Below are 13,894 nucleotides of genomic sequence, written 5' to 3'. Positions count from 1 at the left end.
GGATACCCATGCCATCCACGCCGAGGCCGAGACCAAAAATCCTGATCGTGCTGCATCAGGAGAGTTCGAGCCCCGGGCGCGTCGGCCACATGCTTATCGAAGAGGGGTTCGACCTCGATCTCCGCTGCCCGCCGCTCGGCGACGCCTTGCCGGAAACACTGGACGGTCATGCCGGAACCGTTGTGTTCGGCGGACCGATGAGCGCCAATGACGAGGACGACTTCGTCCGCCGCGAGACCGACTGGCTGAAAGTTCCGCTCCGGGAGAACCGGCCGTTGCTCGGCATCTGCCTCGGCGCGCAGATGCTGGTCAAACATCTTGGCGGCAAGGTCGAGGGGCATGGCGAGGGGCTGGTCGAGATCGGCTGGTATCCGCTGAAAGCGACGGAGGATGGCAGGAAGCTGATGCGCTGGCCTGAGATGGTCTACCAGTTTCACCGCGAGGGCTTCTCGCTGCCGAGGGACGCGACGCTGCTGGCGACGGCCGAAACCTATCCCAACCAGGCCTTTCGTTATGGCGACAATGCCTGGGGCATCCAGTTCCATGGCGAATTGACCAGGGCGATGATGCAGCGCTGGGTCGTTCGCGGCGCGCATCGCTTCGAACTCCCCGGCGCGCAGCCCGGCCGCGACCATCTCGGCGGCCGGCTAATCTGGGACATGCATCTGAAGCGCTGGCTCGGCGAATTCCTTCAGACGATCTTCGGTAAGCCCGCGCTGTCCTGATCTAGTTTTGCGTCTATAAACGCAAACTATTGATTTGATTTTGTATCGCCGTTTTTGGGGGACGAGGCGCTGCGGCTTCAGGTGTCCGGATTCGTGCCACCGATTCCAAGTCCCGCCACCGACGGAGCCGACAATGCGCCAAGAGTTTCGTCAGCCCACCGGACGGCAAGGTCTGCCTGCCGAAGCGGTGAACCGAGCGACAGCAGCCTGCCGTGGTTTGCCGGTTCGACCGAAGCAGCAGTCGTTGACGTGGACGTCAGACCGGCAGCCCGTTCTGCTTACGCAGGCTTTTGTCGAATGCGGATGCCGGGACGAAACGGCGCAGGAAACTGACCTGGCGCGCCATTTTTCCCGCCGGATAGCGCCTCTTAGGAGTGGGATTAGTCGCAGCTGCCAACACGGTCTTGGCTACCACTTCGGGCGCATCGCCTTTTTCCATCGCCTTCCGCACGGCTACATTCATGCCAGCGCGCGCAGAGTCATAGATATCCAGCAACTGATCCGGCCTGGCGAGATTGTCTTCGAATAACGTACGGGTATAGGCGGGCTCGACCAGCACGACGCGAACTCCGAACGGGCGCAGTTCGTGGTCGAGCGATTCGGAATAGCCTTCAATGGCATGTTTGGTCGACGCATAAAGCGCGAAATAGGGGGCTGGGATGAACCCCTGCACCGAGCTCAAATTGACGATCCTGCCCTTTCCTTGGCGGCGCATTGTCGGCAACACCGCGTTGGTCACGCGGAAAACGCCGAAGACGTTCACGTCGAACAACGACTGAGCCTGGGCCATCGAGGACTCCTCCGCGCCGCCAAGCAGACCCATGCCGGCATTGTTGACGAGCAGATCAATACGCCCGGCCTCGGCCAGAACGTCATCGACCAGTTTCGCCACGGACGCGTCATCGGTGACGTCGCAGGTCAGCATGGTGATGCCGTCGGACCGTTCGGCGACCGCGCGACGGCTGGTTCCGAACACGCGAAAGCCGGCATTCTGCAGGGCTTTGGCCGTTGCGTGGCCGATGCCGGTGGATGCGCCCGTCACCAGGGCGACGCCAAGATTGGTCTTGTTCATGGAAATCACTTTCTTTTGTGCTGGATTACCGGCTGCAAGCGTGCGCACAAATGGAGATGTGGCGCACGCCCCGGCGACCTAGTGAAGCCATTACTCGGCAATGGCCCCAGTTTTCTGGTCGGACACCGATCCCACCTCGGTGACGGTAAGCTTGTCGCCCGAGCGCGACACCTCGAGGCTTTGGTCAGGTTCGCCCAATTTTCCCGGCACCGATATGGTGGCCGACTGCCCTTCGACGAGGGTGGCCGAGAAGCGCACCGGAGCCCCGGCCTCACCATCCGCCATCGTTGCGATCACCCGATAGCCGTCATTGTCGTTGGTGTAGTAGAGGACGCCATGAAGGCCGCCGATACGGATACTCTCCCCCGCCATGGCCGACAGCTCACCGGCATGCAGCGGAGACGCGGCCAGGCCGAATGCCACCACACCACCGATGAGGTTGATCATCGCGAGGCTCCGTTTGGACTGTGCCGCTCTCGGCCGGTCCGGGAGGGCAGGATGCGCCGATCGCGCGCGCTGATGAGTAAGGGCGAGGCGGGTTCCGACTTCATTTGCAACGGTGTTCATAGCAGGCTCCAATGTTGACATCGTTAACTTCCAGGCATTGACATAAGCCCGAAAGTAGGCAATGTCAACAATGTTTCTGATGATAACTTTGTGAGCAGCATGCAAGAAGCCACCGATCGTCCCTACCACCACGGAAATCTGAGGTACGCGATCATCGAGACCGCCATGGCCATGCTGCACGAGGAAAAGGGCTGGCAGTTCACTCTGAGGGAAGTGGCGCGCCGTGCCGGCGTCAGCCATGCCGCTCCCTACAAGCACTTTCCGGACAAGGCCGCCCTGCTTGCCGAAATGGCGCTGCTGGGATTGGACAGGCTGCATGAGGCGATGACGACGGCAAAGCCAAGAGGGGCAAATTCCTGGCGGGACGAATTTCTCGCCGTCGGCCGGGCCTATGTTCGGTTTGGAACCTCAAATCCGGGTCTCTACCGGCTCATGTTCAGCGCGGAGGCCGGCAAGGCAGCGGACGTGCATCTGAGCGAGAGGGCGCTCGCTGTGTTTGGCGTGGTGATCGCATTGCTGGAGCGGGGCCAGGCCGAGGGCGTGCTGCGCAAGCGCGACGTGCGGGGTCGCGCGGCAGCCTGTTGGGCGCAAGTCCATGGCATCACCATGTTGACCATGGAAGGTTTGTTCCAACTCGAAAAAGTCGGCCCAAATCCCCTGGACGCCGCCCTCCTCACGCTGCTCGAAGGTCTGGAGAACTGACTGTTTCTGGTTGGGAATGCCGCGGTTCGCTGCCGCGTTATTCGGCTTGCCCCGGATCAGTTTCGCCCGTTGAGGTGGCGCACCTTGCGCAACTGCGGGAACAGCAGCGCCCACAATCCGGCGATAACGACTGCGCCGACGCCGCCAATCACCACCGCGGGCACGGTGCCGATCAATGCCGCCATGGTGCCCGCACGGAATTCGCCCAGCTCGTTGGAGGCACCGACAAAAACCTGATTGACGGCGTTGACGCGGCCGCGAACCTTGTCCGGGGTCCATAGCTGGATCAGCGTCTCTCTGATGTAGACGCTGAACATATCGGTGGCGCCGAGCAAGGCGAGCGCTGCGATCGACAGCCAGGTGATTGTGGAGAGGCCGAACAGCACGGTAAAGGCGCCGAACAGCGCGACGAAGCCGAGCATGACAACGCCGGCATGATTGCGGATCGGATGTCCGGCCAGCCAGATGGCAACGCAGATGGCGCCGATCCCCGGCGCCGAACGCAACAGTCCCAAGCCCCATGGGCCGAGTTCGAGGATGTCGCGCGCATAGACCGGCAGCAGTGCCGTGGCGCCGGACAAAAGCACGGCGAACAAATCGAGCGAAATGGCGCCGAGCACGATCTTTTCGTTCCAGATATAGCCGAAGCCGGCAAACAGGGTCTGCATCGTCGGCCTGTCGGTCTCGCTGCGCTGGGCAGGCTTCGGGATGCTGAAGACCAGCACTGCGGCGACAAACATCAGAACGGCTGCGGTGCCGTATGCCGCGTCCGCCGAAAGCCCGTAGAGCAGGCCGCCGGCGACCGGTCCGACGATGGTCGCTGTCTGCCAGGCTGACGAATTCCAGGCGATCGCGTTGCCGAAATCCTCTGGCGGCACGAGGTTGGCGAACAGCGACGCCGCGGCCGGTCCGAAGAAGGCGCGCGCGATGCCGAACATGGCGAGCACGCCGAAGATCAAGCCCGGCCCGCTAAGGCCGCGCAGCGTCAGCAGCAACAGGGCCAGTGCGCAGATCGCCTCCAGCAGAACCGTCAGCGCCATGATCAGACGGCGTCCGAAACGATCGGCGATCACCCCGGTGACCAGCACCAGCAGTAGCGAAGGCAGGAACTGGACAATGCCGACAAGCCCGAGATCGAACGGATCGCGGGTCAGGTCGTACACCTGCCAGCCGACGGCGACGGATACGATCTGGGTGGCGAATGTGGAGAGGAAGCGCGCCGCCCAATAGCTCAGGAAGGGTTTGTGGTGGAAGGCGGCATAGCGCGATGCATCGGATTCGGATGTCATTTGTGAATGGCCCCGGCGAGATTGTGTATCGGCCGGCGGGGCGCTGGTCCGACCACAGCGCTTTTAGCGCAGTTCGGTGCGGGGCGCGCGCAAAAATCGGCTCTGGATCAAAGATTTCGCGCTACCATGCTGATTGTAAATGGCGGAGGTGGAGAGGTTATTTTGGCGCACAGGTCGAGTTCCTTCGCGCCAATCTTCGAGGCTTCCATTTGCCGGGCTTCGAATGACGTGTCAGACCGTGGCCTTGGGCTTCCTGGTCTTCTTGACCGGCGCCGGCGGGGCGGCCTTGCGGCCAAGACCGATCGCCTTCGCCAACTGCGAGCGCGAGGCCGCGTAGGTGGGGGCAACCATCGGATAGTCGGCCGGCAAGCCCCATTTGGCGCGGTAAGCATCCGGCGTCAGCCCGAAATGAACGCCGATATGGCGCTTCAGGGATTTGAACTTCTTGCCGTCTTCGAGGCAGATGATGTAGTCCGGCGTCACCGATTTTTTGGGATTGACCGCCGGAATCAGCGGCGCTGCCACCGGAGCGGCGGGTTGTCCGAGCCCACCTATCGACGCGCTGACGCTGGCGATGAGATCGCCGAGGCCGGAAGCGGGCAAGCGGTTCTTCTCGACGTAAGCGGACACGATGTGAGCGGTCAGCTCGAGAAGGTCGATGTCCTTGCGGGCTTTGTTGCTGTCGTCGGTCAATCTATTTTCTCCGTTAGTGGGGTCGCAGAATTCCTAGTCGGCAAATCTGCGCAACGCAATGACGGCGCACCACGCCACACATTATTTTGAATACCAATACTAACGGGTGGGCCAGATCAACAGGTCTGGCCCTAAACCCCCATAATATCAGACAATCAGGGATTTGTCGCGCCACAGTCGAAATCCACCTTCGAAGGCGCGTGTGTTGTCGCCGCGCCTGCAACCGGCAGGCAATTCGTCCAGTTTGTCGACATTGCCGCCGCCGATGACCACATAGTCAGGCTGCATGGCGGCGCGCAGCCGCTCGACGACGTCGAACACGTGTTTGCGCCATTTCTTCTTGCCGCGCTTTTCAAGGCCGCGTTCGCCGACATAATCCTCGAAACTGCCGCCCTTCTTGTAGGGAAGATGCGCGAGTTCCATCGGCTGGGCGACATTGTCGACAATCATCGCAGCACCGAGCCCCGTTCCGAGGCCGAGGAACAGCATCCGCCGGCCTTCGTAACTGCCGACGGCCTGCATCAGCGCGTCGTTGACCACCTTTACCGGCTTGCGAAACTGCGCTGCGAAGTCGCATCCGACCCAGCCCTTGCCGAGATTGGCGGGGTCGGTCAGCGGCCTGTTGTGGTGCACCGGGCCGGGATAACCCATCGAGATGACGTCGTAGGGCAAACCGTCGGCGAGCGTCTGCACGGCCGCGATCATCTGCTGCGGCGTCAGGCCGGGTCCGGAATCTGTTCTGCGCTCCTCGCCGCCGGCGCTGGTGAGGATCTTGACATGGGAGCCGCCAATATCGATCGCAAGTACGATCTTCTCGCTGTCCGGTGCAGGTTTTTTCGCCGCTTTGGCCATTGCGTCGCCTCTCGAGTTCACTTCGCCGGATTGATCCAGCCGTTCGGCGGTCCGAACCCGGCCATCGCATCGGCGGGCCCCCATGTCCCCGGCTCATAGGGATGAGGCGGCGTGGTGTCGCCGAGCACCGGGCCGACGATTCGCCAGGCGAGTTCGCTGGCGTCCTGGCGGGTGAACAACTGGCCGTTGCCGTTCATCGCGTCGCCGATCAGCCGCTCATAGGGCGGCATGTCGCCCTTGCTGTCGTCGAGCGCGGTGAGTTCGACCTGCTCGCCGATCATGTCGTCACCGGCAGCCTTGCGCTGGGCGCCGATCGAGATCGCCACCTGCGGGTCGATGCGGAAGCGCACGTAGTTGGCATCGTCGGGCTTGATCGGGTCGAAGACATTAAGCGGCGGCCGCTTCAGCCGGACGATGACCTCAGTGGCGTGGACCGGCATTGATTTGCCGGCGCGGATGAAAAAGGGCACGTCCTGCCAGCGCCAGGTGTCGACGAAAAACCGCACCGCGGCAAAGGTCTCGACCGGCGAATTCGGCGCGACGCCCGGCTCGCGGAGATAGCCCTTGAATTGGCCGCGCACGACATCGTCCTTGGTCAGCGTCCGGATCGCCCGCAGCACCTGCACCTTCTCGTCGATCAGATCGTCGGCCGAGCGGCCAACGGGCGGCTCCATGGCAAGCAGCAGCAGGATGTTGAGCAGATGGTTCTCGATGACGTCGCGGATGCAGCCGACCTCGTCATAGAAGCGGCCGCGGCCTTCGACGCCGAAATCCTCGGCCATGGTGATCTGCACGCTCTCGACGAAATTGCGGTTCCAGATCGGCTCGAGAAAAGAATTGGCGAAGCGAAAATAGAGCAGGTTCTGGATCGCCTCCTTGCCGAGATAATGATCGATGCGAAAGATCGACTGCTCGTCGAATACCAGGTGCAGGACCCGGTTCAACCAGCGCGCCGATTGCAGATCGTGGCCGAAAGGCTTTTCCACCATCAGGCGCGCGCCCTGGGCCGCGCTCGACTGTTCCAGCCCCTGGATGACCGTCTCGAACATGGTCGGCGGCACCGCCAGATAATGCAGCGGGTGCTGTGCGGTTCCCAGCGCGCTTTTCAGCTTCTCGAAGGTCGCGGCGCTACGGTAGTCGCCGCTGACATAACGAAGCAGCGACGCAAGTTTCGCGAAGATCTTTTCGTCGACCTTGCCGATGGCCTTGACGATGCCGTCGCGGGCGCGCGCCTGCAACTGCTTCACGTCCCAGGCGTCGAAAGCGACGCCGATCACCGGCTCGGTCAACGTTCCCTTGGCGACCATGGTGTAAAGTGCCGGGAATATCTTCTTGTGGGCGAGATCGCCGGTCGCCCCGAAAAGCACCAGCGTGTCGGACCGTTCCTGGTTCATGAGCGTGCCTTCCCTGTCACGAGCCGGTCTTCGGCTTTTCGACATGGCCGCCAAAGGCATAGCGCATGGCGGACAGCAGCTTGTCGGCGAATTCGGATTCGCCTTGCGAGGAGAAGCGGTCGAACAGGGCCGAGGACAGAACCGGCGCCGGCACGCCGGTGTCGATCGCCGCCTTCAAGGTCCAGCGGCCTTCGCCTGAATCCGAGACTCGTCCGCCGAACTGCGTCAGCGCCGAGTCGGCCTTCAACGCGCCGGCCGTGAGGTCGAGCAGCCAGGAGCCGATGACGCTGCCATGCCGCCAGACCTCGGCCACCTCTGCGATATCGATGTCGAACTGATAGTATTGCGGGTTTTCCAATGGACTGGTTTCAGCGTCGGCCGACCGCTGTCTCTTGCCCGCATTTGCCGACTTCATGATGTTCATGCCCTCGGCATAGGCGGCCATGACGCCGTACTCGATGCCGTTGTGGACCATCTTGACGAAATGGCCGGCGCCGCTCGGTCCGCAATGGAGATAGCCGAAGGGGGCCGTTCCTGCATCCTTGCCGGGGGCGGGCCCTCCGGCGTCGGCGCCCGGCGCCAGGGTGGCGAAGACCGGGTCGAGATGCCGGACCGCGCTGTCAGGGCCGCCGATCATCAGGCAATAGCCGCGTTCGAGGCCCCAGACGCCGCCGCTGGTGCCGACATCGACATAGTTCAGGCCTTTCAATGCCAGGCGGGCTGCATGGTCGACAGCCTCGTGATAATAGGAATTGCCGCCGTCGACGATGATGTCGCCCGGCTCCATAAGGTCGGCGACCTGGTCGACGATCCGGCTGGTGATCGCCGCCGGCAGCATCAGCCAGGCGGTGCGCGGCTTGGTCAGCTTGCCGACGAACTCCTCCATCGAAGCCGCTCCGATCGCGCCAGCCGTCACAAGGGCTGCAACGCTGGCCGGGTTGATGTCGTAGACCACGCATTCGTGGCCATCGCGCAGCAGGCGCCGCACCATGTTGGCGCCCATCCTGCCCAGTCCCATCATTCCGATCTGCATGTTTCTCGTCCTGGTTCTTGAGGGATAGAAGATCTACTGGCTCTGTCGTTGGAGCATGATCTTTTCCGAAACCGGTTTCCACTTGTTGCTACGCTGACCTTCGGTTCGGGATCATGCTCTAGTCCGGCTCGCCGATGCCGACGAAAAAGTCGACATTCTCCCAACGGCCGGCATCGGACCAGAAAAAAGTAAAGACGATCGTATTGCCCGGCGAAGCATCGGCAACGGGCAGGTCCGTAAAATGGATGCCGAAGGCATTCTCGATCGTCGCGGTATCATGGGCGGTCGCCCAATCGTCGCTGCTCCAATGCACCACCGCCCGCGCCAGCAGCTCGACGCGCAGCAGCTTGCCGGCGGGCATAGTGCGGACTTTGTGGTTGAAGCGCCATGTCCGTCGCGGCGCCACGGTACTGTCCTCGATGTAGCGCCTCACGCCTTGCGGCGGTATGTCGAAGACCGCGCCGTCACTGAGCGAACGCAGCAGCTTGATGTGCTCCGAATGCGCCCAGACCAGCGGCATGGCGCTGCCCGACGGTCGGCCGTGCCACAGCTCGCGTTCCGGCATGTCGGGACCATCCCAGACCTGCTCCGGCAGCAGGCCGCCAGCCCCGGCCGAGCCTTCAAACGTCTTCAGCAGGCTCGCTGCTTTGTCCTCGCGGCCCGCCGCCAGTTCGTAATGGGCGCGCTCGCCGACCAGCAGCGGCCAGGGCCGGCCCTGGCCGGTCCCGTCGAACGGCGCGCCGTCGGCATGTTCGCCATAGCCGTCGCCGATATAGCGATACCAGACGGGCCCCCGCGGCAGGTCGCAACGCAGCCGCGCATCGATGACCTTGACGGTGTCGACGATGCGCGGATCGCCGGCAGCCCTGAGGCCGAAGCGGACAAGCGCCAGCGCATCCGGGCTGACGATCGCTTCGGCCGGCCGGTCGGTATCGCCGGGCGGCCGGTTCTTGATCGGCACATAGCCGTCCTTCGGCGACGCCGCGCCGGCGGTGTCGGGCGGCGCGATGCGGACGTAGTAGCCCGCGACGCCGACCTCTTCGCCGAGTGGAGTGCCGGTGACATAGGTCCAGCGCTCGATCTGGTCGTTCCAGACATCGGCGGTTTCACGCAAATAGTTTGCCGGCTCTTCTTTGCCGCAAACGTCGAACATGTCGGCCGCGGCGAGCAGTGCTGCGATCTCGACCGCGAGCGTGAACGGACTGTAGCCGGCATCCTCTTCCCAGCGGTCTTCGCCGGTGACGGGACCGTTGCGCACGACATAGGAAGCGGCGCGCTCGATCATCGGCATGAAGGAGAGCAACGCGGCGTTTGCCAGGTGCCCTGCGCGGCGGAGCGCGTCGGCGAGCAGCAATGGAAAGGCGCATTCGTCCATCTGGATGCCGGGCCAATAGGATGATCCGTCGAGCCAGGCGTTCTGCGGCCAATGCCCATCCGGCTGCTGGATAGAGCGGAGATAGGCGAGGATCTCAAGCGCTTGCGCCGGATCGCCGGCGGCCAGGAAACCGCCCGCGGTTTCGACCAGATCGCGCGGCCAGACCAGATGATAACCGCCGAGATCGTCGTCGCCCATGCTGAAGCCCCATGGGATCGACAGGCTGGCGACTGCTGCTCCGTCGGACGACCGGTGCGTCGCCAGAACCGCTGTGCTGACGCGAAAGGTGTTGATCCCTGCTACATGCCGGTCCAGCGGCAGCAAGCCAGCCTGCCAATCCCGCCATTTTTTGACATAGGATCTGGCTGCGGGCTCAAAACCCCGCTTCAGGCTGGCCGAGGCATTTTCCGCCGCCTCTTGCGGTGTCGTTCCGAAACCCAGGGCCAGCAAGGCCTTTGGGTTCACAGCCGAAAAGCCGATCTCTCCGGTCAGCGCGACATTGCCGTCTTCGGCCCTTCGGCAGGCCGGGTCGAGCCGGCCGTCACGACGCAGTTGCTGCCAGCCGTCGGAGACACCGACATAGCCGGCCGAGCATGCTCCCCAGGGCAGCGACGAGGCGAGCGCCAGGCAGACGCGACGCCCGGACGCAAACAGGACAGGCCTTCCCTCGTAGTCGCCGACCCAAGCGGTGTTGCCCATGCCGGCGTTGACCAGGTGCGGTGCCAGCAGTGCGTAGACGCGGTGGTCGGCAACCGGGCCTCTCAGCAGCGTGAAGCTGATTTCCTGCAGCAAAACGGGACGTTCTGTATCCGTGATGATACGCTTTTCGATCCGGTAGGTGTCGTCGGCGGCGGTGTTGACCAGCCTGTAGGCGGGCACTCCATCCTCGAACGGCTCGACGCTGTGCACGGCATCGCGCTTCTCTTCCGAGAAATAGCCGCCGAGGCCGGTGACGACCAGCCCCATGTCGCGGGTGCAGGCGCTATCGAGGCTGGGATAATAGACCTCGTTGAGAATGCCGTGGCTGATCGTGAACCAGATAGGGCAGGCCCGAGAAAGCGCGGTTCCGACGCCGCTCTTGGCGCTTGACGTCCAGCGCGCCGGAATTCCGGGTGCGCCCAGCGCATCAGTCGGCGTCACTGCCATCTCGATTTCGGTCTCCTGCCCCACCCCTAGACCAGGAGCCGAAGCCTTTTCAATCATTGCACCGCAAGTTGATCGTCAAACCGTCACCGATCGCTGTTGACAAGTGCGCCCATCTAAATTTGTCTGACAATATTGAAACGAGGGTCGTCATAACAGCCACCAGCAGCCAACAGCAATCAGCAATCCATGGGAGGATACCACATGAAGAAGATACTCGTCTTGAGTGCCCTTGCGGCGATGCTCGCGTCAGGTAACGCGCTTGCCGACACCAGCGACAAGAAGATCGCCTTTTCCAACAATTATGCCGGTAATTCGTGGCGACAGGCGATGCTCAACAGCTATGCCATCGTCACCAAGAAGGCGGTCGCCGACGGGGTGGTGGCAGCCGCGGACATCTTCACGACGGCCGACAAGGAAGTGCCGACCCAGGCGGCCCAGGTGCAGAACCTGATCCTGCAAGGCTATGACGCCATCGTCATCAACGCCGCCTCGCCGGACGCGCTCAACGGCGCCATCAAGCAGGCCTGCGATGCCGGCATCGTCGTCGTCTCCTTTGACGGCATCGTTACCGAGCCCTGTGCTTATCGAGTGGTCGTCGACTTCAAGGACATGGGCAGGCAGGAAGTCGAGCAGATGGCCAAGTTCCATCCCGAGGGCGGCAATCTGCTGGAAATCCGCGGCCTTGCCGGCACATCGATCGATGACGCCATCCATGCCGGGATTCTGGAAGGCGTCGCTGCTCATCCCAAGTTCAAGATCGTCGGTTCGGTGACCGGCGACTGGGATCAGACCACAGCACAGAAGGCTGTCGCGACAATCCTGCCGTCGCTGCCTGAAATCGTCGGCGTCGTCGATCAGGGCGGCGACGGCTATGGCGCGGCACAAGCCTTTGCCGCCGCCGGCAAACCGCGCCCGACCATCATCATGGGCAATCGTCAGGATGAGCTGCAATGGTGGAAGGAACAGAAGGACAAGGACGGCTACCAGACCTGGTCGGCATCCATTGCGCCAGGCGTATCGTCGCTGGCCTTCTGGGTGGCGCAACAGGTGCTCGACGGCCGCACGGATGTGCCACATGATCTCTTGGTGCCATACCTCGCCTTCACCCAGGATACTTTCGAGGCCGCGCTGCCGAAAATCCCCAAGGGTGGTGTGGCCAGCCACGAATACACGCAGGAAGACGCCATCGCGGCGATCAAAGCCAACATCAAGTGAGCGTGGCACGTTGTCAGCTGCATTGCTAACTGGACATCGCTAGGGATGCCCGAGGATAACACAGACATCGTCGGACTGAACGGCGCCGAAAAACGTTTCGGCGCCTCCAATATGGACATCATCAGACTGGACGGAGCCGAAAAACATTTCGGCGCCGTCAGGGCGCTCGCCGGCGTCGATTTCCACGTTGGCGCCGGCGAGTGCGTCGGCCTCGTCGGCCATAATGGCGCGGGCAAGTCGACGCTCATGCATATGGTGGCGGGCACACTCGTGCCCGACAGCGGGCGGATCGCGGTGCGCGGCCATGTCGAGGACAATTATTCGGTGCCGCGCTCGCAACAGCTCGGCATACGCTGCGTATTCCAGGAACTCTCGCTCTGCCCGAACCTCAGCGTCGCCGAGAACACGCGTATCAACCACCCGGCGCTGCGCGGCCTCGGTTGGCGGCGCAAGGCGGCCGATCTGATCGCGGCCAAGCTCGACGAGATATTTCCGGGCCACAGCATCTCCGGCTCCGACATCGCCAGCGACCTTTCCATCGGCAGGCGGCAGATGGTCGAGGTGGCGCGTGCCTTCACGGTGACGCAGGATCCGCTCGAGCTGGTGATCCTCGACGAGCCGACGTCCTCGCTCGACGCGCATACGGCCGGCCAGTTGCTGGCTTTCGTCCGGCGCTTTGTCGCAACTGGCCGGAGCTGCATCCTGATCTCGCATGTTCTGGGCGAGGTGCTGCAGCATGCCGACCGCATCGTGGTGATGCGCGACGGCAAGGTCGTTGCGTCAGATGCGGCGAAGGCTTTCGATCGCGACAGGCTGGTGACGACCATGGGTGGAGCGGAAGCGCGTGAGAAGATAGCGGCCGAGATCGCGACCCAAAAGCCGGAGACCGGCCCGTTGCGGGTCCGGGCCCGCCCAGCGCGCCAAGAGGACGGCAACGAACTTGTGGCGCATGCTGGCGAGATCATCGGCCTTGCCGGGTTGGCCGGCCATGGACAGACCGATCTGCTGCTGGCGATTTTCGCCGCCGCGGCGCGCTCCAAAACCGGCATCGAGGTCACCGCGCCGGTGGCCCTGGTGGCCGGGGACCGGCAGTCGGACGGGATTTTCCCCCAATGGTCGATTGCGCAAAACATCGGCATCCGCTCGCTGAAGCGATTGCGCAACGGCCTGCTGATCTCGCCGCAGCGCGAAGCCGAACTCGCCGACTTTTGGCAAAAGAAAATCGGCATCCGCACCCCCGACATGAACAATAACATCTTCTCGCTGTCCGGCGGCAACCAGCAGAAGGCCCTGTTTGCCCGGGCGCTCGGTTCCGACGCAAAGATTGTGCTGATGGATGACCCGATGCGCGGCGTCGATATCGGCACCAAGCTCGAGGTCTACGACCTCGTGCGCGAAGAGGCCGGCCGCGGCCGCACCTTCCTCTGGTACACCACGGAAACCGAAGAGCTCGACAATTGCCACCAAATCTACGTCTTCAAGAACGGCCGGATTGTCGCCAACCTTCGTCGCGACGAGCTGACGGAGAAAAAGATCATCCAGTCCTCGTTCGGCGACGCTGCCTGAGATGACGGCAGCACCCATCGAGACCGGCCTCAAAGGTTCCTCCGAGCGTGACAGGCTGGCGCGGGCGCGCCTGCTGCGCGGCTTGCTGCCGGCATTGTCGCTGGTATTGGTGCTGCTGGCGATCGCCTGGCTCAACCCGCGCGCCATCAGCTATTTCGGCTTCAGCCTGATGCTCAATTTGGCGATCCCGATCGCCCTGGCGACGATCGCGCAGATGTTCGTCATCGCCGGCAACGAACTCGATCTGTCGATCGGCACCTTCGTC

12 protein-coding genes and 1 pseudogene are annotated in these 13,894 nt (G+C 63.0%); 5 read left to right on the top strand and 8 right to left on the bottom strand.

Annotated elements, in window-relative coordinates; all coding sequences use genetic code 11:
* Positions 1 to 8 precede the first annotated feature (8 nt).
* Positions 9 to 725, top strand: coding sequence for a glutamine amidotransferase (locus EOA86_RS05015; protein ID WP_065007216.1), 717 nt, complete (start codon positions 9 to 11; stop codon positions 723 to 725).
* Between the two features lie 256 nt (positions 726 to 981).
* Here the strand turns inward: EOA86_RS05015 and EOA86_RS05010 are convergent, their stop codons facing one another.
* Together EOA86_RS05010 and EOA86_RS05005 are read right to left on the bottom strand one after the other, a co-directional pair.
* On the bottom strand, positions 982 to 1,797 hold the full coding sequence (locus EOA86_RS05010; protein ID WP_128340881.1) for an oxidoreductase: 816 nt from the start codon (positions 1,795 to 1,797) through the stop codon (positions 982 to 984).
* A 90-nt stretch (positions 1,798 to 1,887) separates the two neighbouring features.
* On the bottom strand, positions 1,888 to 2,244 hold the full coding sequence (locus tag EOA86_RS05005; protein WP_128340880.1) for a hypothetical protein: 357 nt from the start codon (positions 2,242 to 2,244) through the stop codon (positions 1,888 to 1,890).
* 219 nt (positions 2,245 to 2,463) lie between these two features.
* Here EOA86_RS05005 and EOA86_RS05000 point away from each other — a divergent pair, with 219 nt between their 5' ends.
* Entirely contained in the window at positions 2,464 to 3,066 is a 603-nt protein-coding gene (locus tag EOA86_RS05000; RefSeq protein ID WP_127209586.1) for a TetR/AcrR family transcriptional regulator, read from the top strand.
* Positions 3,067 to 3,122: 56 nt separating this feature from the next.
* Here EOA86_RS05000 and EOA86_RS04995 read toward each other — a convergent pair whose 3' ends face one another.
* The 6 genes from EOA86_RS04995 to EOA86_RS04970 form a co-directional block, all read right to left on the bottom strand.
* Positions 3,123 to 4,355, bottom strand: coding sequence for an MFS transporter (locus EOA86_RS04995; protein WP_127209585.1), 1,233 nt, complete (start codon positions 4,353 to 4,355; stop codon positions 3,123 to 3,125).
* Positions 4,356 to 4,586: 231 nt separating this feature from the next.
* Positions 4,587 to 5,048: a MucR family transcriptional regulator gene (locus tag EOA86_RS04990; protein WP_029349266.1), complete on the bottom strand. Its 462-nt coding sequence runs from the start codon at positions 5,046 to 5,048 to the stop codon at positions 4,587 to 4,589.
* A gap of 147 nt (positions 5,049 to 5,195) precedes the next feature.
* Positions 5,196 to 5,900, bottom strand: a complete 705-nt coding sequence (locus EOA86_RS04985) for an ROK family protein (protein ID WP_128340879.1) — start codon at positions 5,898 to 5,900, stop codon at positions 5,196 to 5,198.
* 17 nt (positions 5,901 to 5,917) lie between these two features.
* A complete protein-coding gene (zwf, locus tag EOA86_RS04980) occupies positions 5,918 to 7,294 on the bottom strand; it encodes a glucose-6-phosphate dehydrogenase (RefSeq protein ID WP_128340878.1) in 1,377 nt (458 codons plus the stop codon).
* Between the two features lie 16 nt (positions 7,295 to 7,310).
* On the bottom strand, positions 7,311 to 8,327 hold the full coding sequence (gnd, locus tag EOA86_RS04975) for a phosphogluconate dehydrogenase (NAD(+)-dependent, decarboxylating) (protein WP_128340877.1): 1,017 nt from the start codon (positions 8,325 to 8,327) through the stop codon (positions 7,311 to 7,313).
* 118 nt (positions 8,328 to 8,445) lie between these two features.
* Positions 8,446 to 10,848, bottom strand: a complete 2,403-nt coding sequence (locus tag EOA86_RS04970; protein WP_128340876.1) for a glucan 1,4-alpha-glucosidase — start codon at positions 10,846 to 10,848, stop codon at positions 8,446 to 8,448.
* A 201-nt stretch (positions 10,849 to 11,049) separates the two neighbouring features.
* Here EOA86_RS04970 and EOA86_RS04965 point away from each other — a divergent pair, with 201 nt between their 5' ends.
* From EOA86_RS04965 to EOA86_RS04955, 3 genes and pseudogenes are all read left to right on the top strand, one after another.
* Positions 11,050 to 12,063 carry a substrate-binding domain-containing protein gene (locus tag EOA86_RS04965; RefSeq protein WP_065007209.1) on the top strand — a complete coding sequence of 338 codons (1,014 nt, stop codon included), beginning with the start codon at positions 11,050 to 11,052 and terminating at the stop codon, positions 12,061 to 12,063.
* A 45-nt stretch (positions 12,064 to 12,108) separates the two neighbouring features.
* Positions 12,109 to 13,629 carry a sugar ABC transporter ATP-binding protein gene (locus EOA86_RS04960; protein ID WP_164891560.1) on the top strand — a complete coding sequence of 507 codons (1,521 nt, stop codon included), beginning with the start codon at positions 12,109 to 12,111 and terminating at the stop codon, positions 13,627 to 13,629.
* A gap of 1 nt (position 13,630) precedes the next feature.
* A pseudogene (locus tag EOA86_RS04955) lies at positions 13,631 to 13,894 on the top strand (ABC transporter permease); the annotation flags it as partial.

The sequence above is a fragment of the Mesorhizobium sp. M5C.F.Ca.IN.020.32.2.1 genome, assembly GCF_004023105.1.
GTDB lineage: Bacteria > Pseudomonadota > Alphaproteobacteria > Rhizobiales > Rhizobiaceae > Mesorhizobium > Mesorhizobium wenxiniae.
Note: the sequence above shows the minus strand (reverse complement) of the source record. Positions and strands in the feature narration are given on the sequence as shown.